The organism is Arthrobacter sp. Y3223065 (genome assembly GCF_059090885.1).
In genome coordinates this window covers 501,474-519,605 of sequence record NZ_JBNHGC010000003.1, presented here as the reverse complement: position 1 = coordinate 519,605, position 18,132 = coordinate 501,474, and the positions used below count along the sequence as shown (strand labels likewise).

The 18,132-nt window shown below is 67.4% G+C and carries 18 protein-coding genes; 15 read left to right on the top strand and 3 right to left on the bottom strand.

All coding sequences use genetic code 11. From position 1 onward, the window contains the following. The 7 genes from AC5RUK_RS11000 (at position 1) to AC5RUK_RS10970 (ending at position 7,533) form a co-directional block, all read left to right on the top strand. Entirely contained in the window at positions 1-942 is a 942-nt protein-coding gene (locus tag AC5RUK_RS11000; RefSeq protein ID WP_494152204.1) for an ABC transporter permease, read from the top strand. Then, complete coding sequence (locus AC5RUK_RS10995; protein WP_494152203.1) at positions 939-1,814, top strand: ABC transporter permease; 876 nt, start codon at positions 939-941, stop codon at positions 1,812-1,814. The genes AC5RUK_RS11000 and AC5RUK_RS10995 overlap by 4 nt, the downstream gene beginning before the upstream one ends. Beyond that, a complete protein-coding gene (locus tag AC5RUK_RS10990) occupies positions 1,814-2,704 on the top strand; it encodes an ABC transporter ATP-binding protein (RefSeq protein ID WP_494152202.1) in 891 nt (296 codons plus the stop codon). The genes AC5RUK_RS10995 and AC5RUK_RS10990 overlap by 1 nt, the downstream gene beginning before the upstream one ends. Beyond that, positions 2,701-3,561, top strand: coding sequence for an ABC transporter ATP-binding protein (locus AC5RUK_RS10985; RefSeq protein WP_494152201.1), 861 nt, complete (start codon positions 2,701-2,703; stop codon positions 3,559-3,561). Before AC5RUK_RS10990 ends, AC5RUK_RS10985 begins: the two co-directional genes overlap by 4 nt. Continuing rightward, positions 3,554-4,672, top strand: coding sequence for a C45 family autoproteolytic acyltransferase/hydrolase (locus AC5RUK_RS10980; protein ID WP_494152200.1), 1,119 nt, complete (start codon positions 3,554-3,556; stop codon positions 4,670-4,672). Before AC5RUK_RS10985 ends, AC5RUK_RS10980 begins: the two co-directional genes overlap by 8 nt. Then, complete coding sequence (locus AC5RUK_RS10975; protein ID WP_494152281.1) at positions 4,672-5,907, top strand: saccharopine dehydrogenase family protein; 1,236 nt, start codon at positions 4,672-4,674, stop codon at positions 5,905-5,907. The genes AC5RUK_RS10980 and AC5RUK_RS10975 overlap by 1 nt, the downstream gene beginning before the upstream one ends. 180 nt (positions 5,908-6,087) lie before the next feature. Beyond that, entirely contained in the window at positions 6,088-7,533 is a 1,446-nt protein-coding gene (locus tag AC5RUK_RS10970) for a glycosyltransferase family 2 protein (protein ID WP_494152199.1), read from the top strand. Positions 7,534-7,568: 35 nt separating this feature from the next. On the opposite strand, the gene AC5RUK_RS10965 is transcribed toward AC5RUK_RS10970, so the two are convergent. Continuing rightward, the gene (locus tag AC5RUK_RS10965; protein WP_493988900.1) at positions 7,569-8,471 is read right to left on the bottom strand and encodes a LysR family transcriptional regulator; all 903 of its coding nucleotides are present in this window, start codon (positions 8,469-8,471) and stop codon (positions 7,569-7,571) included. A gap of 183 nt (positions 8,472-8,654) precedes the next feature. On the opposite strand from AC5RUK_RS10965, the gene AC5RUK_RS10960 reads away from it, so the two are divergent. Continuing rightward, positions 8,655-12,083 (top strand): bifunctional proline dehydrogenase/L-glutamate gamma-semialdehyde dehydrogenase, encoded by a 3,429-nt coding sequence (locus tag AC5RUK_RS10960; RefSeq protein WP_494152280.1) that lies wholly within the window; start codon positions 8,655-8,657, stop codon positions 12,081-12,083. Positions 12,084-12,148: 65 nt separating this feature from the next. Beyond that, positions 12,149-12,451 (top strand): GNAT family N-acetyltransferase, encoded by a 303-nt coding sequence (locus AC5RUK_RS10955; protein WP_493988494.1) that lies wholly within the window; start codon positions 12,149-12,151, stop codon positions 12,449-12,451. 48 nt (positions 12,452-12,499) lie between these two features. On the opposite strand, the gene AC5RUK_RS10950 is transcribed toward AC5RUK_RS10955, so the two are convergent. After that, a complete protein-coding gene (locus AC5RUK_RS10950; RefSeq protein ID WP_493988495.1) occupies positions 12,500-13,030 on the bottom strand; it encodes a hypothetical protein in 531 nt (176 codons plus the stop codon). Between the two features lie 278 nt (positions 13,031-13,308). On the opposite strand from AC5RUK_RS10950, the gene AC5RUK_RS10945 reads away from it, so the two are divergent. Further along, positions 13,309-13,539, top strand: coding sequence for a hypothetical protein (locus AC5RUK_RS10945; RefSeq protein WP_494106948.1), 231 nt, complete (start codon positions 13,309-13,311; stop codon positions 13,537-13,539). Between the two features lie 210 nt (positions 13,540-13,749). Beyond that, positions 13,750-14,151: a hypothetical protein gene (locus AC5RUK_RS10940; RefSeq protein WP_493988497.1), complete on the top strand. Its 402-nt coding sequence runs from the start codon at positions 13,750-13,752 to the stop codon at positions 14,149-14,151. Positions 14,152-14,215: 64 nt separating this feature from the next. Here the strand turns inward: AC5RUK_RS10940 and AC5RUK_RS10935 are convergent, their stop codons facing one another. Next, a complete protein-coding gene (locus tag AC5RUK_RS10935) occupies positions 14,216-14,464 on the bottom strand; it encodes a DUF6458 family protein (protein ID WP_494106946.1) in 249 nt (82 codons plus the stop codon). A gap of 176 nt (positions 14,465-14,640) precedes the next feature. Between AC5RUK_RS10935 and AC5RUK_RS10930 the strand changes: the two genes are divergently transcribed. From AC5RUK_RS10930 to AC5RUK_RS10915, 4 genes are all read left to right on the top strand, one after another. Then, the gene (locus tag AC5RUK_RS10930; protein ID WP_494152198.1) at positions 14,641-15,579 is read left to right on the top strand and encodes a hypothetical protein; all 939 of its coding nucleotides are present in this window, start codon (positions 14,641-14,643) and stop codon (positions 15,577-15,579) included. Positions 15,580-15,650: 71 nt separating this feature from the next. Then, a complete protein-coding gene (locus AC5RUK_RS10925) occupies positions 15,651-16,472 on the top strand; it encodes a LamB/YcsF family protein (RefSeq protein ID WP_494152279.1) in 822 nt (273 codons plus the stop codon). A 1-nt stretch (position 16,473) separates the two neighbouring features. After that, positions 16,474-17,082: a 5-oxoprolinase subunit B family protein gene (locus AC5RUK_RS10920; protein WP_494152197.1), complete on the top strand. Its 609-nt coding sequence runs from the start codon at positions 16,474-16,476 to the stop codon at positions 17,080-17,082. 4 nt (positions 17,083-17,086) lie between these two features. After that, positions 17,087-18,079 carry a 5-oxoprolinase subunit C family protein gene (locus AC5RUK_RS10915; protein WP_494152196.1) on the top strand — a complete coding sequence of 331 codons (993 nt, stop codon included), beginning with the start codon at positions 17,087-17,089 and terminating at the stop codon, positions 18,077-18,079. The last annotated feature ends 53 nt before the right edge of the window (positions 18,080-18,132 follow it).

Below are 18,132 nucleotides of genomic sequence, written 5' to 3'. Positions count from 1 at the left end.
ATGATCTATATCATCAAAAGGCTCTTGGCCCTGGGAATGATCCTGTTGGCCTCCAGCTTCGCGGTCTTTGGCGGGCTGTACCTTGCACCAGGAAGCCCCGAGCAGTTTCTGGTGCAAGGCCGGACCGTGACGCCGGAAGTGCTTGCCTCCATCAGGGCGCAATACTCCTTGGACGATCCGTTTCTGGTTCGCTACTTCAACTGGCTCGGGGGCGTCCTCCAGGGAGACTTTGGCCAGTCGCTGGCTAATCGTCAGGAAGTCGCCGACCTCATTGCAGGTCGGCTGCCCACAACGCTGTCCGTGACCCTCTACGCCGCGCTGATCATCGTGATCGGCGGCATCGGCCTCGGCTGCCTTGCCGGGCTTCGGCCGGGCTGGCTGGAGAACGTGGTGCTTTTCGGGTCGAATCTCGGATTTGCCGTACCGACATTCTTCGCGGCCCTGCTGTTGATGAGTGTCTTCGGAGTCATGCTCGGCTGGTTTCCGGTCTTCGGCTCAGGCGAGGGTTGGGCAGGGAGGCTTTATCACCTGACCCTGCCTGCGTTGGCGTTGGCGCTGCCCTCGTTGGCGGTGGTAGCGCGCATTACCCGTACCGCGGTTAAGGAAGAGCGCGAGTCCGAGCACGCCCAGACAGCGCGATCCCGCGGAGTACTGGAAAGGATCGTCATACGCCGCCATGTCCTGCGTAATTCAATGCTTCCCGTCACCACGGTTTCCGGCGTCCACATCGCGGCTTTGCTGGCCGGAGCCTTCGTGGTCGAGTACGCGTTTACACTCGACGGCATCGGTGCGCTGCTGGTGGCCGCGGTTCAGCAGAAGGACTTCGCGGTGGTGCAGGCGGTGTCACTGATCATGGTCGTTGCCTTCGGCCTCATCAACCTGGCCGTCGACTTGCTCTATGTCGTGATCGATCCAAGGGTGCGTTTGGGGGCGGCGTCATGAGCACGCTTGAAGAAACCGGACGCTCCGGGACCCTGCAAAGGAGCCCGTCCCGGAAGACCCGATCGAAGCCCGATGTCCTGACGGCCATCTGCTTGGGCTGGGTAATGCTGATTGGACTCTTCGCCTTGTTCGGGCCAGCCATCACACCTTACGACCCGACGTCCGGCAACGTCGTGGAGCGCTATCTTCCCCCCGGAGCCGAGCATTGGCTCGGAACCGACCAGGCCGGACGGGATCTGTTCTCCCGGCTGGCCACGGGTGCCCGCTCCAGCATTCTTGCCGCCCTCGCTGTCGCCGTGCTCACCGCCATGATGGGCGGAACCCTTGCCCTGGTCGCCGTCTGGTTCGGCGGTTGGGTGGACAACCTGATCAGCAGAGTCTTGGATTTCCTGTTCGCGTTTCCGAACCTGCTGTTGGCCGTGCTGGCGGTGGCGGTGTTCGGCACGAGAATAGAGACCGCCGTGATAGCCCTCGCCATCGGCTTCACCCCGTATACCGCCCGGGTAATCCGCAGCGTCGCCCTGCGCGAGCGGAATCTCCCGTATGTGAAATCGGCCGAGTTGCAGGGTATTTCCGGGTTGTCCATCACCGTGCGGCATCTGCTGCCGAACGTGAAACAGCAGATCATGACGGGAATGAGCATCAACTTCGGCTACGGCATGATCGACCTCGCCGCGCTGTCATACCTCGGATTTGGTGTGCAACCGCCCGACGCGGACTGGGGGCTCATGGTTTCCTCGGGCCAGTCCTCGCTGCTGGCCGGCTACCCGCAAGAGAGTCTCTATGCGGGCGTGCTCATTGTGCTGACCGTTGCCGCGCTCGGGTTCCTGGGCGAGAAGCTCGGCGGGCGCCGGGCAGCAGGGAGGATCTAATGCTTGAACTGTCGAAGGTGACCGTGAAGATCGGGCCGGAGCACCGCCAGGCCACGCTGCTGTCGGATATCAACATCATCGTGGAGAAAGGCGAGTCCGTCGGCCTGGTAGGGGAGTCCGGATCCGGAAAATCCATGACCATGCGGACGATCCTCCAGACCCTGCCGCCAAGGGCGAACGTTACCGGCAGGGTCCTCTACAAAGGCGAGGACACACTGGCGTATTCGGGCGCGCGGCTCCGCGCCTTCCGCGCCGGTGCTGTCTCGATGATCTCCCAGAATCCGCAGGCTGCCCTGAATCCGGTGCTACCGGTCAGCAAATTCCTCGTTGAAGGCATCCAAGCCGCCAGGCCTGCGGTGACCGCCCACGAGGCTCTGCGGCTTTCCGGGGAAGTGCTCGAGCAGGTGGGCATCCACAACGTCGCCCGCTGCCTGCGTTCCTACCCCCACCAGCTCTCCGGCGGCATGCTCCAGCGGGTGGTTATTGCCGGCTCGGTGGCCAGGGGCACCGAACTGCTGCTGGCGGACGAACCGACCACGGCGCTGGATGTCACGACGCAGTCCGACGTCATGGCCATCTTGGACGAGGCGCGGACCCAGGCCGGCATGGCGATGCTCTTCGTGACCCACGACTTGGACCTGGCCGCAGCGGCATGCGACCGGATCGCCGTTATGTCGGGTGGCCTGATCGTCGAATCCGGCCCTGCGGACCGGGTGCTAAACCGGCCTGAACACGAATACACCAAGATGCTGGTCGCGGCCAAGCCCAGCTTGGATCACCGAATCGAGTCCGGGCCAGGCTCCGGCCCCCAGCCCAGTGCCGGACACCGCTCCGATACACGCGTTCCCGGTCCACAAAGCAGCGAGACATCCCGAGAGGTGAAGCGATGACCGGCGTGCAGACGCAGTCCACAGCCCCCGCCGTCGTCATTACCGGCCTGAACAAGAAGTTCACTGTGGGATCCGGCCGCAACCGCACCGAGATCCACGCCGTCAAGGACGCATCACTGGCCATTGACCGTGGACACTGCCTGGCCGTGGTGGGGGAATCGGGATCCGGGAAAAGCACTTTAGCCAGGATGCTCGTGGGACTGGAGACCCCGGACAGCGGGTCCGTCTTGCTGAACGGCAAACCGGTCAACCCGCGGACCAGCCGCCGAACCCGGCGGGAACGGTCGAAGGACGTCCAGATGGTCTTCCAAGACCCGCAGGGGTCGTTGAACCGCCGGCTACCGGTCTCCGAAGCCGTTGCCGAAGTGTTGAAGGCCCATACGTCCTTGGACTCGGCTGCCCGACGCAGGCGCTGCCGCGAGTTGTTCTTGGAAGTCGGACTGACCGAAACCCACATGGGCGCGCTGCCCGACGAGCTCTCCGGCGGGCAGAAACAGCGCGTAGCGATTGCCCGGGCGCTGGCGGCTTCGCCGGGGGTCATAGTGCTCGATGAAGCCGTGTCCGCGCTGGATGTCACCGTCCAAGCGCAAATCCTGCGGATGCTCGAACAGTTGCGGATGGAAAAACAGCTGACCTATCTCTTCATCACGCATGATCTGGCCGTCGCCCGCCAAATAGCCCACTCCATCGTAGTAATGCGCCGCGGTGTCATCGTCGAAGCCGGCACCGCTGACCAGATCCTCGACCGCCCGGCACACCCGTATACCCGACGGTTGATCGACAGCGCGCCGCGGCCCGGCTGGAAGCCGCGACGCCGCGACAGTGAAACATCGGATGAGGAGCACGAAATTGACTGACCCCGCAGGCATGATCCCGCAGGTGCTGACACTCCAGGGTCAGGACTCCCGCCAGTTGGGCCTGCAGCGCGGCGCCGAAGGACGCGGCGGTATCGTCGACTGCTGGAACGTCTACCGGCAGTTGTTCCAGGCCCATGGCATCAGTGAAGCCGTCATGGAACGGGAGGCCATCAACAGTCTGGCCGCCATTGATGCTTGGGCGCCGCACCTGGCGGCGGAAATCCGCGGCACCGCAGAGGGGGCAGGCCTGTCCGTCTGGAAGGTCAGCGCCCTCAATGCCCGGACCGAAATCCTCTCGCTCTCAGAAGGGGCCCGGCCGGGGGAGTGCTCTACTGTTGTCAGCGCCGGTGCCAGGCCCTTTTCCATGCAGACGTGGGACTGGCACGAAGAACTTTCCGCAGCCTGGCACCTGCAGTCGGTTGAAACCAGCCAGGGACGGTTCGTGGGCCTGACGGAGTACGGAATTCTCGCCAAGATCGGGCTGAACGACGCCGGCGTTGGTGTGCACCTGAACGTGTTGGGTCACAGGCGGGACACTCCGGGAGCCGTGCCCGTCCATATCGCAGCAACCCAGGTACTGCACCGGGCAGCTTCGCTGGACGAGGCCGTGGACATACTCCTTGACGCACCGGTCCAGACCTCCAGCGCCATCTCCGTGGTCACCAGGGCCGGCGCAAGGATGGTGGAGCTCAGTCCCGACGGGGCCGAAGTTATCAAACCGACTGGCAGCCATCTGCTGCACACCAACCATTTCCTGACGCCAAGGCTGGCCAAAGGGGAAAAAACGGAGCTCTACCAGCCGGACTCCCAGCAGCGGATCGACTTGCTGGAGAGGCGGGTAAGCGCCGCCTTCCAGCCCGCTACGCCGCAGGATCTTGTGCCCTACCTGTGCTCCGTTCCCGGTGACGGGGCCGAACTATGCTGCGTGCCTGCCCCGAATGCAGGCCTGGGATCCCGCTGGGCGACTCTGGCCACGGTGGGCATCGACCCCGCGACCAACACGCTGCTGGCGTCACCGGGCGCACCCACCGACGTGACGGCGAATAGTTGGTTCCGCTTGAGTCCCCACGGCGGCGGCAGCAATAGCCTAGACAACCTAAAGGGAGCATGATGCGGATTCTCTGTATTGGAGCAGGCGGAGTGGGTGGCGCCGCTGCAGGCATTGCCGCCCGGCGGGAATTCTTTGATGCCTTCGTACTGGCGGACTACGACCCGGCACGCGCCCACACCGTCGTTGAGGCGCTGCCGCCGTGCGGGCGCGGACGGTTCAGTGCTATTTCCCTGGATGCGTCAAGCAAGGACGCCGTTGCCGCTGCCGTCAGGGAACACGGTATTACCCACGTGCTCAACGCCGTTGACCCCCGTTTCGTCATGCCGATTTTCGAAGGTGCCGCGGATGCCGGAGCCACCTATCTGGACATGGCCATGTCACTGTCCACGCCGCACCCGGAACGACCCTATGAGCTCACCGGCATCAAGCTGGGCGACGAGCAGTTCGACCGGGGCGCGGAGTGGGAGGACGCCGGGCGATTGGCCTTGGTCGGGATCGGCGTGGAACCCGGACTCTCTGACGTTTTGGCCCGGTACGCCCAGGACCACCTGTTCTCCGTTATCGACGAAATCGGTGTCCGCGACGGTGCCAACCTGAAGGTCGAGGGATACGATTTCGCCCCGTCCTTCTCTATCTGGACCACCATCGAGGAATGCCTCAACCCGCCGGTGATTTATTCTGCCGAGAACGGTTGGAGCACCACAGAGCCCTTCAGCGACCCTGAAATTTTCGATTTTCCCGAAGGCATCGGCCCCGTAGAGTGCGTCAACGTTGAACACGAGGAAGTCCTGATGATGCCCCGGTGGCTGGATGCCGGGAAGATCAATTTCAAGTACGGGCTGGGCGATGAATTCATCGAGGTGCTCAAGGTCCTGCACAAGCTGGGCCTCGATTCCACCACGCCGGTCAACGTCAAGGGAACGTCGGTCAGTCCCCGCGACGTTGTTGCCGCCTGTTTGCCGGATCCGGCCACGCTAGGACCCCGGATCACCGGCAAAACGTGCGCAGGAGTCTTGGTGACAGGCAAGGACAAGGAAGGCGCCCCGCGGCGGACCTACCTGTATCACGTGGCCGACAACGCCGTGTCCATGGCCGAATACGGCAGCCAGTGCGTGGTGTGGCAGACAGCCCTGAACCCGATCATTGCCCTTGAACTCCTGGCCTCGGGCGTCTGGAGCGGAGCCGGCGTCCTGGGCCCGGAGGCCTTCGACGCCAAACCGTTTCTGGACCTGATGTCGGCACCCGCACCCGAGGGCTACGGTTCCCCGTGGGGGATGCGGGAGGAATCCGTTTAGGAGCCCTGGAAGTACCGCAGGGATATCCGTTTGTGACGGTGGGATGCCGGCCGCTGTCCTGCCACCCCTGGTGAACGAAGCTCGTTGTTACGGAAACCCCTCGCGATTTCGCTACTCACCGGCATTCAGCTCGATGGCAGTGGCAGAATGCATTAACTGCTACCGATCGAAGGGGACCGAGTGGCCATCAAGGACAAGCTGGCAGGCGCACGGCGCAAGCTGAAAAGGGTCGCGGCGCGGGCCGGGCAGTTTCGCGTGCGCGAGAGTGACTCCGGGCCGACGGCCAGTGCGCAGACCGCGCGGGTGGCTGTGGTGATCCCGGTGTTTAACGCGCTGCCCTACCTGAGGGAACTGCTGGAGTCGCTGGCTTCACAGGACATGGACCCGGCGCTCTTCGAGGTCATCGCCGTGGACGACGGCTCCACCGACGGCGGAGGCAATCTGCTGGACGAGTACGCCGCGCGGCATCCGAACTGGCGGGTCATCCACCAGCAGAACAGCGGCTGGCCGGGAAAGCCCCGCAATGTGGGGATCGCCGCCAGCAGTTCCGACTACGTTTTCTTCTGCGATGCGGACGACAAGCTGGGGCCCGAAGCGCTGCGCCGGATGGTCGAGTTTGCCGACAAGCACCAGGTCGATGTGCTGGCCCCGCGCATGGTCGGAATCGGTGGCCGGCGCGTACAGTCCTCGCTCTTCACCGAGACCGTGCCGGACGTTTCGGTGCGCAGAATCCTCGGCACGCTCTCACCGCAAAAGCTGATCCGGCGTGAGCTGCTGGATACCCACGGCATCCGCTTCCCGGAAGGCAAAATCCGGCTGGAAGACGGCATGATGCTCACCCGCTGCTATCTGGCCTCCCGGAGGAACGCGATCGCGGCCGACTACGACTATTACTTCATCCGCACCCGCGACGATGGAACCAACATCAGCTCCGAGCGCGCCATCCCGGAGGGGTACACCGGATCCGTCGCGGAAATCGCGCGGATCATCAAGGAGAACCATCCGGACCCCGAGCATGCCGAGCTTCTGGTGCTGGACCTGTACCGGCGGAAACTCCTCCGCTTCTACGTGCCCGCCAGGTACCGGTCCATGTCCCCGGGCACGCGGCAGCGGTGGGTGGCGGCCCATGCTGCCTTCGCGGACCAACACATTCCGGAACGACTGGAAGAACAGCTGACATTTCCCTACCGGCAGCGCTCGCAGCTCATCCGGGCGCGGGATGCAGAAGGCCTGTTGAAGCTGGCGGCCACCGAGGAAGCACTGAAAACGATTCCGCGGGCCCTGCTGCCGCAGCTTGACGGGGAGTCGGTGTCATTGGGGCTGGTATTTGAGGCGGCCGAAGAGTACGAATCGGTCAGGCTGGTGGCACGCGCCCGCGGGACCGATGCCGAGGTCGGCTTTGACGTCAGGCGCGACCGCGGCGGCTACCGTGCCGTACTGCCTCGGAATGAGCTGGCCGGCCTGGGCCCGGTGCTGGTGGATCTGTTCGTGCAGCTCCGGTTGGACGGCATAGACGGTCCGGCCCGCAGGATCCTGGCACCGGAGCAGGGGCTGCCGCTCATTTCCGGCGGCCTGCGCGCCTACGCCACAGTGCATGGAAACCTCAGCTTGGACCAGCGCCGCTAGCTCGCCGCGCAGGGGGAGGCCTCGGGGCCCGGACCTCAGGCCGCAATCTCCCGGGCCGTTGCCTCAAGGACTTCCCGGAACGCCAGGATGGCCGGCCGGTTGGCAGAGCCGCGGCGGACTGACGTGAAGACCGTGCGCCGCGGAAGGCCCGGCAGGTCCAGCAGCTTGCACGTGGTGTCCCGGCCGGTCCACACCAGGTCCGGCATGAACGCCACCGCATTGCCGGACTCTATCAGCCGGATCTGCGCCTGCAGGTCGGCCGTTTCAAACCGCACATCCGGCTCAAATCCGGCCTGGCGGCACGCCTGCTCCGCCCAATGCCGGGAAGCTGCGCCGTGCGGCTCCATCACCCACGGCAGCCTCCGGGCGTCGTCGACGGAGGCGACGGTGGTTCCGGCCAAGGCGGAGGGCGGTACCGCGAGTCGGATGGCGTCGCTGGTCAGTTTCTGGCGGTCCAGTTCCGGATGGTGCGGTGCCGCGTGGCCGGGGTATTGCTCGGCCACGACCAGGTCGAAGTCGCGCGCCCACGTTTCGTACAGCGCCGTCTCCGGTTCGCGCTGGACCATCTCGATCCGCACATCCGGGTGCCGCTGCCGCATGGCGGTGAGGGCCTCCGGCAACAGGGCCAGTGCCGCGGATTGAAACACCGCCAGCCGGACGGTTCCGGTCACCGTGGTCAGCGACGCCGCCAAGTCCGTTTCGGCCCGCTCGAGGGTGGACAGCAGCGACTCGGTGTGTCCGACGAGGATCTCGGCCTGCGGCGTGAGCTGCACGCGGCGTCCGGCTTTTCGCAGCAGCGCCACCCCGGCTTCCTTTTCCAGCAAGGCCAGCTGCTGGGAAACGGATGACGGGCTCAGGTTCAGCGCGGCGGCCACCTCGGCCAATGTTCCGCGGACTTTGACCTCGCGCAGCAGCCGCAGTCTCCGGACATCCAGCACGGCAACTCCATCCATCAGGAAAACCAATGATTATCAGTCGGAAAAGATCGCTTTTACTTCACGAAGTCTAGTCCCATACTGGTCCTGACTGAGCATTGCAATTACGTTGAAGGGACAGATGCTGCCGTGACCGATTCCCTGAAGGAGGCTCCGGTGCAGACCACTCACCTGGCCGAAGAGCAGATGGCAGACCTCGCCGCCGACTCCATCAAACTGGTCCGCCACTGGCTGACCGAGGCCGAGAAGGTCCCCGCCGACGCCTCCGCCCGACAGCTGGCCGGCGTCCTGAATGACCCGAACGGGTTGGATTTCACCGTGGGATTCGTCGACGGCGTGATCCGGCCCGAGGACCTGAGTGTTGCCGCCCGGAATTTGGCCGCGCTGGCACCGAAGGTTCCGTCCTTCCTGCCCTGGTACATGCGGGCTGCCGTGCGCGTGGGAGGCACCGTGGCCCCGGTCCTCCCGCACGTGGTGATTCCGGTGGCCCGCCGGGTGCTGCGCGAAATGGTGGGCCACCTGATCGTGGACGCGACCGACGCCAAGCTCGGCCCGGCCATCGCGAAGATCCGCCGGGAAGACGTCCGGTTGAACATCAACCTGCTGGGCGAGGCCGTCCTGGGAAGCCGGGAGGCGGAGCGCCGGCTCGAAGGCACCAATCGGCTGCTGGCCCGCGACGACGTCGACTACGTGTCCATCAAGGTTTCCTCCACCGTGGCACCGCATTCGCACTGGGCCTTCGACGAGGCGGTGGAGCACGTCGTCGAAAGCCTGACGCCGCTGTACCGGCAGGCCGCCGGGTCCCCGAAGCCCAAGTTCATCAACCTGGACATGGAGGAGTACAAGGACCTGGAGATGACCATGGCGGTCTTCACCAGGATTTTGGACAAGCCGGAGTTCGAGCAGCTGGAGGCCGGCATTGTGCTGCAGGCCTACCTGCCGGACGCGCTGAAGGCCATGATCCGCTTGCAGGAATGGGCCGCCGCCCGCCGTGCCCGCGGCGGCGCCGCGATCAAGGTGCGCGTGGTCAAGGGCGCCAACCTGCCCATGGAGCACGTGGAAGCGTCGCTGCACGGCTGGCCGCTGGCCACCTGGGGAACCAAGCAGGACTCGGACACCAACTACAAGCGCGTGATCAACTACGCCCTGCATCCGGACCGGATCGGCAACGTGCGGATCGGCGTCGCCGGGCACAACCTGTTCGACGTCGCGTTCGCCTGGCTGCTGGCCAAGCAGCGCGGCATCGGACACCTCGCGGGGGCCATCGACTTCGAGATGCTGCTGGGCATGGCCCAGGGCCAGGCCGAAGCGGTGAAGAAGGACGTCGGGTCGCTGCTGCTCTACACCCCGGTGGTCCACCCCGGCGAGTTCGACGTGGCCATCGCCTACCTGATCCGCCGGCTCGAAGAAGGCGCCAGCAACGAGAACTTCATGTCCGCGGTCTTCGAGCTCAGCAAGAACGAGCACCTCTTCGAGCGCGAGAAGCAGCGCTTCCTCGCCTCGCTCGAGAACCTCGACGACGACGTCCCGGAACCGAACCGGCAGCAAGACCGCACCAAGCCCGAACCCGCCCGCCCCTTCAATTCCTTCGACAACATCCCGGACACCGATCCGTCCCTGCCCGCCAACCTGGCCTGGGGCAGGGAGATCCTGTCCCGCGTACCCGGCTCAAAGCTTGGCATCGACACCGTCGCCGCCGCCGAGGTCAAGGACGAGGCGCAGCTGGAGCAGGTGATCGCCACGGCCGTCGAGCAGTCCAAGAGCTGGGGCGCGATGAGCGGCGCCGAACGTGCCGAGGTGCTGCACAAGGCCGGCGACAAACTGAATGCCAACCGCGCCCGGCTGTTGGAGGTCATGGCCGCCGAGGCCGGCAAGACCCTGGACCAGGGAGACCCGGAGGTGTCCGAGGCCGCCGACTTCGCGCACTTCTACGCCGAGCTGGCGCGCATGCTGGACACGGTAGACGGCGCCGAATTCGTTCCGTCCAGGCTGACCGTGGTCACCCCGCCGTGGAACTTCCCGACGGCGATCCCCGCCGGAGGCGCACTGGCGGCGCTGGCCGCCGGCTCCGCCGTCGTGATCAAGCCTGCCAAGCAGGCGGCCCGCACCGGGGCCGTGATGGTGGAAGCGCTGTGGGAGGCGTTGGACGAAGCCGGGGTGCCGCGCGATGTCCTCCAACTGGTCCAGTTGGGCGAGCGCGAACTGGGCCGGCAGCTGATCTCGCACCCGGACGTGGACCGCGTGATCCTCACCGGCGCCTACGAGACCGCCGAGATGTTCCGCTCCTTCCGCCCGGACCTGCCGCTGCTGGCCGAGACCTCCGGCAAGAACGCCATCATCGTCACGCCCAGCGCCGACTTCGACCTGGCCGCCAGGGACGTTGCCTACTCCGCGTTCGGCCATGCCGGGCAGAAGTGCTCCGCGGCCTCGCTGGTGATCCTGGTGGGATCCGCCGCCACCTCGCCGCGCTTCCGCAACCAGTTGGTAGACGCTGTCACCTCCATGAAGGTGGGTTATCCCCAGGATCCGGCCACCCAGATGGGCCCGGTCATCGCCCCGGCCGACGGCAAGCTGCTGGACGGGCTGACCACGCTGGGAGCCGGCGAGAGCTGGCTGATCCGGCCGGAACAGCTGGACGGGACCGGCAAGCTCTGGAGCCCGGGCGTGCGCACCGGGGTGAAGCGCGGCTCGCGCTACCACCTGACCGAGTTCTTCGGCCCGATCCTCGGGGTGATGACCGCCGAAACGCTGGAAGAGGCGGTCGCCATTACCAACGACATCGAATACGGCCTGACCTCGGGCCTGCATTCGCTGGACCGGGACGAGCTGGACTACTGGCTGCAGAACATCCAGGCCGGCAACCTCTACGTGAACCGCGGCATCACCGGCGCCATTGTGCGGCGCCAGCCCTTCGGCGGCTGGAAGAAGTCCTCGGTGGGGGCCGGAACCAAGGCCGGCGGTCCGAACTACCTGATCGGACTCGGCGACTGGGAGACCGCGCCGTCAACGGCCACCGCCGACATTGAAGGCGCGGCGGCGAAGCTATTGGAGGCGGGCCGGCGTGCGGGCAAGGCGCTGTCCGCGGACGAGCTCGCCGTGCTGGAGCGCTCGCTGCGTTCCGATGCGGCGGCCTGGGCCGCCGAATTCGGCGTGGCCAAGGACGTGTCCGGCCTGACCGCCGAGCGCAACGTGTTCCGCTACCTGCCCGTGCCGGTCACGGTCCGGCTCTCCGACGGCGAGCCGCTGGCCAAGCTGGTCCGCGTGCTGGCCGCCGGCGTGCGGGCGGGATCCGAGGTAACGGTGTCCACCGCCGTCGAGCTTCCCGCGGCGTTGCAGGCAGTGGCCACGGAGTTGGATCTTGCCGTGGCGGTGGAGGACGACGACGCCTGGCTGGCCCGGGTGCCGCGGCTAGGCGCCGGGCGGATCCGGTTGATTGGCGGGGATCCCAAGGCGCTCGCCGTCGCCACCGGCGGGCGGCCGGACGCGGCGGTCTATGCCCACGACGTCACCGAAGCCGGCCGGGTGGAGATGTTGCCGTTCCTGCACGAGCAGGCCGTCAGCATCACCGCGCACCGCTTCGGAACGCCAAACCACCTGGCCGACGGTCTGATCTAGCCGGTGGCAGCCCACCCGGGCGGCGGTGTATTTGCACCGCCGCCCGCGTGTGTCAGGCTCGGGCTATGGCTGACAACCTCTCTTTCCAGCTGAACGAGGATCTCAGGCGCTACGAGGTGCTGGCCGCCGGGTCCCTGGCCGGGTACACCGAGATTCAGGCACACGGCGGAACCGTGGCGTTCACCCATACGCGGGTGTTCGATGAGTTTGCCGGCCGGGGCCTCGCCGGCAAGCTGGCACGCCATGCGCTGGACGACGTGGTCGCCGACGGGAGGAAGATCGTGCCGTACTGCGAGTACATTGCGGATTGGCTGCACAAGCATCCGGAGTACGAGCCGCACGTCGAGTGGCCCGAAAGCCCCGAATAGGATCCGGCAGACGCAATATGCCGGGTTCCCGCCGCCTGGCGGGTGCGGTCAGGGGTGCCGGCGCATCCAGCTGACGGCGTGCAAGGTCAAGGTGCCGGCGACCGTGAGCAGCCCGGCGATCAGGACCATGGGGGCGATGGAGGTCAGGACGAAAATCCACGGCGGCCCGTAGATGCCGGTGGGGCCGAGCATGGCGTCCATCTCGATGAAGTGCGGTGCGATCGAACCCCAGACTCCGAACCCGGCCAGCCCCAGGCCCAGCACCCACATCGCCGCCAGGAACGGATTGACCTTCCAGCGGTTCGGCGCCGCTGCCGTCCCCGCCGTCACGACGGCGTCGGGCGGAATGACTTCGGCAATCCCGGTCGCCTGGGCTGCGCCGTCGGCGCTCAGGTCCGTCGCAACGGTCGAATTCGTTGCGGCCGTGGAGGATGCGGGGTTCAACCGGACCTCCGGAGTGGTGACGGGCTGGGGAAGCCGGGCCGCGGCCGGCCGGGCCGCCGTCCGCGGAGTGCCGGCCGCTTCACCGCCGCGCTGGTAGATCGCGTCGTACCGCTGGTCGAACTGTGATGCGGACATGGTCCCCCTTCTCGCCGGCCTTTGCTTGAATCTACCGGACGCCGGGCGGCGCTGTTAGGCTGTGCGCCATGGGAATTCTGATTTTCGAGTAACCAGGTCTTGGACCGGTCAAGCCGACAACCAAACAAGGCTTGCTGAGGCTGTACCTCGCGAGTGGTTCCCTGATCCCACCCCCGCTCTCACCCGGATGATGCTCCGGGTATTGTGGCGTCTCCAGTCTCTACGACTGGTGCGGCGGACCAGTTTCCAGCAGGCTCCTGAAATATCGAAGGAGAGCCATGACTGACATCGATCCGCGGGCGCATAAGCCCGCCGAATCCCGTGAACTAAACATCCACCTCGCTCCGGCCGCCGCGGCCAAACTGACCGAGGAGCAACAGGCGAGGCTGGCCTCCCGCCGTGCGGCGAATGCCGGCGACCTGGCTGGCTGGCACAGCATCGGCAACAGCCACAAGCCGAAGCACGCCAGCGGCCGGCAGGGACCGCCCGAGAAAAAGGTCCGCTGGTAACACCTGCCGGCAGAGCGCCGACCAGTGCCCCGGTGGAAGATTCCGCCGGGGCACTGCCCTGTTTCAAGGTGCGCCGCCTGTTCCAAGGTGCGCCGCCGTGTTGAAGGCAAGCCGGTCCTGCGGATGGCGCCCGGGGAACCGGGTGCCCTGTGCCTTATATAGGGTGGCAGGAGGGCGCCCGAGCGGGCGGAGCTAGGGGAGGAATACGCTATGAGGCCCGACGTGCGGCGGATGTTGCTGATCCAGGCCGGCAACGTCCTGCAGTTCGCCATCGCCGCGGGCGTCGTCGTCGTGGCCATCGACACCATGACAGCCTTCTCACTGGGCTTGCGGCAGGCCCCGGAGGGCGGCGGCACCTTGGCTGGCTTCGCCCTGGCCGGCGCCATCGCCGTCGTCGTCCTCGCGGTTTTTGCCTACCGCTGGACGGCCCGCGGCGAGCGGTATGCGCCGTTGTTCGCGGTGCTCGGCTGGGCCGTGCTCTGGCTGCCGCTCAGCCTGACGCTGGGCATGGGCGGCGAGGACGGTGTGGGCCTGGCCTACCTGGCCACGCTGGTGTGCGGGGCGGGCATTGTCCTGTCCCTCGTGGCGCTGGGCAGCAAGAAACCCCGTTGATCGCCGACGGCGGGCCTGCCCGCGGGCCGTGGGGCGCGGGCAGGCCGTGCCTCAGCCGGAATGCTTAGAGGCCGCGGGTTTCGTCCCGCCGGACGGTCTCGCCCGTGTTCGGATCCTCGACGCGGCGGCTTTCCGTCACGCGGTGCTCGCGGCGTGGAATGGCCATGATGATGGAGATGATCAGGCCGAGCACGCCGACACCCATCAGGATCCAGCCGATCAGCGTCAGGTCGATGAAATCCACGACGTCAGCAACGGCGAAGGCCAGGATTGCGCCGATAGCAATCAAGGCAATTGATGATCCGATTCTCATAGCCAGCAACTCCTTTGGGTTGGGCGGCCGGCGCAGCAGGCGCTGCCTCCGGCCGTCGTACAGGAAGTACGCGGTGCTTTGTCAGCATACTTGGTGTTGGGAGGAACGTCCCGCAACCGGTGACTTACGCTTAAGGCCGGAACACCATCACGGTGCTGATTGCTCCAGGAGGGTTTGTGGCCAGAGGACGGAAGATCAATCCAGCCATGCGCGTCGCCGCCGATGCGGCATTCGACAAGCACGGCAACCCAAAGCCCGGCGTAACGACCGGCATCATGAAGGCGCTCGACGTCCAGCGGCCGCTGGTACTGGCCCACTTGGACCGGCTGCGGCGCAAGAACCCGGACGCAACGCCGGCCGAGCTGGCCGCGAAGTTGGAAAAGAAATACCTGGCCGCGGTGACCACTGGCGGTGCCGCGGTTGGGGCATCCGCCGTCGTACCGGGCGTCGGCACGGTGGCGGCACTGGGCCTTTCCGCGGCGGCAACTGTGGGCTTCCTGGAAGCCACTGCCCTGTTCGCCCAGTCGATCGCCGAACTGCATGGCATCGATACGGAGAACCCGGAGCGCTCCCAGGCCATGGTGATGGCCATCTTGATGGGCGACGAGGGCAGCTCCCTGATCAAGGAGTTCGCCGGGCAGGCCGGCGGCCGCGGCGGAAATCCGTCGCGGGCCTGGGGAAACGCGGTGGGCAGCAGCATGCCCTCCGGCATGGTCAGCTCGCTGGTGGACAGCATGAAGAAGCGTTTCCTGACCAAACTGCTGGCCAAGCAGGGGACGGCGATGCTCGGCCGGGCGGTTCCCTTCGGCATCGGCGCTGCGGTCGGGGGTGCCGGCAACCACGTGATGGGCCGGCGCGTCATCGACGCCACCCGGACCGCCTTCGGGGAGCCCCCGTTGGTGCTGCCGATGTCCCTGGTGGAGGATCTAACCGACAACCGGTACCGGCTGGGCGAGCTGCCGGCGGTGCCCGGCCGGGTCGCCGCCGGCATGCTGGAGAGGCTGCCCGGCCGCAGGCGGAAGGCGCCGGCGGCCCTCGAGGCGTCCGCTGACCAGGACGGCGCCGCCCGCGGCCGCTCCGCCGGCGGACCCGTCGAGGAGGGAACCGGGCCGTGACAGCATCCGGCAGCCGACCTGCCGGCGGCGGCGATGCGGTACGCGGAGCCGAATCGGGGGGCCGGCCGGGCATCGACCTGAACAGCGATCTCGGGGAATCGGTCGACGGGCGGCTGATGGGCGACGACGCCGCGATGTTTCCGCTGATCACCAGCGCGAACATCGCCTGCGGCTACCATGCCGGCGATGACGAGACGATGCTGGCCAGCTGCCGCCGCGCCCTGGAACACGGGGTGGCGGTGGGCGCACACGTTTCCTACCGGGACCGGGCCGGATTCGGCCGCCGGACCCTGGACGTCGCGGCGGCCGATCTGACCGCCGACGTGGCTGCCCAACTCGCCGCCCTCGACCGGATTGCCCGGAGCGCGGGAACACGCGTGGCTTACGTGAAGCCGCACGGCGCGCTCTATAACCGGATAGTCCACGACCGTAACCAGGCCGCGGCGGTGGTGGAAGCCATCGGCGCCTTCGACCCCCGGCTTCCCCTCTTGGGGCTGCCCGGATCCGCGGTGCTTGAGCTGGCGGCCGCCGCCGGACTCCCGGTGTTCCGGGAGGCGTTCGTGGATCGCGGCTACCGGGCGGACGGAACGCTGATTCCGCGCGGCGAGCCCGGCGCCCTGCTGGAAGACCTGGAGCAGATTGCCGACCGTGTCGTGGACTTCGCCCGCAGCGGCGCCGCGGATTCGCTCTGCGTTCACGGCGATACCCCGGGCGCGGTGGCGATGGCGCGGTTGGTCCGGGAACGGCTGGCCGCGGCCGGGATCCCGCTGCGTCCCTTCGCGGGTGCGGCCCGCTACGGGGCCGGCCACCGCCCGCCCGATGCCGGCGGTTCCCGCGCCGCCGGCGCGGCACCCGTTCCCTCTCCCTCCGCGCCGCCCACCCCTGGACGGTAGGGTGCGGATCCTGCCCTTCGGCGCGGCCGCCCTGCTCGCCGAATTCGACACCCTCGACGACGTCCTCGCGCACTACAACGCCCTCAAGGTTGCGCCGCCGCCAGGCGTGACGGAGCTGGTTCCCGCGGCCCGCACCATCCTGGTGACCTTCGACGATCCGGCGGCGGCCGACGTCGTCCGCCGCTGGCTGGAACACACCCCACCGCACGACGGCGGCGCAGGCGCCACCGGCGACGAGGTCACGGTTGAGGTGGACTACTCCGGGGAGGACCTGCCGGAGGTGGCGCGCACCCTGGGCGTGAGCGAGGCGGAGGTAGTGCGCCGGCACCAGCAGTGCGAGTGGAGTGCCGCCTTCACCGGTTTCGCGCCGGGCTTCGCCTATCTGGTGGCCCCCGGGAACCCGCTGCAGGTACCGCGGCTGGCCGAACCGCGGACCCGGGTGCCGGCCGGATCGGTCGGCCTGGCGGGCGAGTTCACCGGCATCTACCCCTCCGCGTCGCCCGGTGGCTGGCGGCTGATTGGCAGGACCGGTGAACGGATGTGGGACGCCGCGCGGGAGCGGCCGGCGCTGATTTCGCCGGGAACGCGCGTGCGGTTCAGGGCGGTGTAGCCCGGTGATCACCGTGGTCACGGCGGGACCGCAACTCCTGGTGCAGGACCTCGGACGGCCGGGCCATGCCGCGATCGGGCTGAGCCCGTCCGGCGCACTGGATCACCGGGCACTGCGCACGGCCAACCGGCTGGTCGGAAACCCCGAAACCGCGGCCGGGCTGGAGCTGCTGCTGGGCGGCGCTGTCCTGCAGTTCGGCGCCGACACGGTGGTGGCGGTGACCGGGGCCTCGGGCAAACTTTCGGTGGCGGGTTCGGCGGGCCCGGCGGCGAAATCCCCGGCAGCGGGCCGGCCGCGGAAGGTCCACCCGGATCTTTACCGGCCCTTCCGTGTCCGTGCCGGCCAGCGGCTGGAAATCGCCCCCGCCGCGTCCGGGCTGAGGTATTACCTGGCGGTGGTCGGCGGCATCGTGGCCGACACCCTGATGGGATCGGCGGCCACGGATCTGCTCTCCGGCATGGGGCCGGCTCCGCTGCGGGACGGGGACGTGGTGGAGACCGGGGCTGTTCCACCGGCCGCGCGGACCGGTTCGAACGTCGCCGCCGCGCTTCCCGGTACTGGCCAAGGACCCGCCGCGGGCGAAGCGCCCGTTCCCGGCCAGCGGCCCGCCGTCGATTCCCGCTGGACGCCGGTGCCGCTGCCGCCCGCCGCTGCCGTGACAGTGCGGCTGCGCCCCGGGCCGCGGTTGGATTGGTTCACCGCCGACGCGCGCCAGCGCCTGGTGCTGGGCCATTGGACGGTCAGCGCCGAGAGCAACCGGATCGGGCTGCGCCTGCTGGGCCTGCCGCTGCAGCGCGCGGTCGACCGGGAACTGCCCAGCGAAGGCATGGTCACCGGCGCGGTGCAGGTGCCGCCGTCGGGCTTGCCCACCGTATTCCTGGCCGACCATCCGGTGACCGGCGGCTATCCCGTGCCGGCCGTGGTGGAAGCGGCCGACCTCCCGCTGCTGGCCCAGACGCGGCCCGGCCAACGGCTCCGCTTTCTCTGGGCGGGCTAGGAGCCGCGCGGCGGACCTTGCGCTCCGTTTCGGGCTAGTGCTCCGGTTCAAAC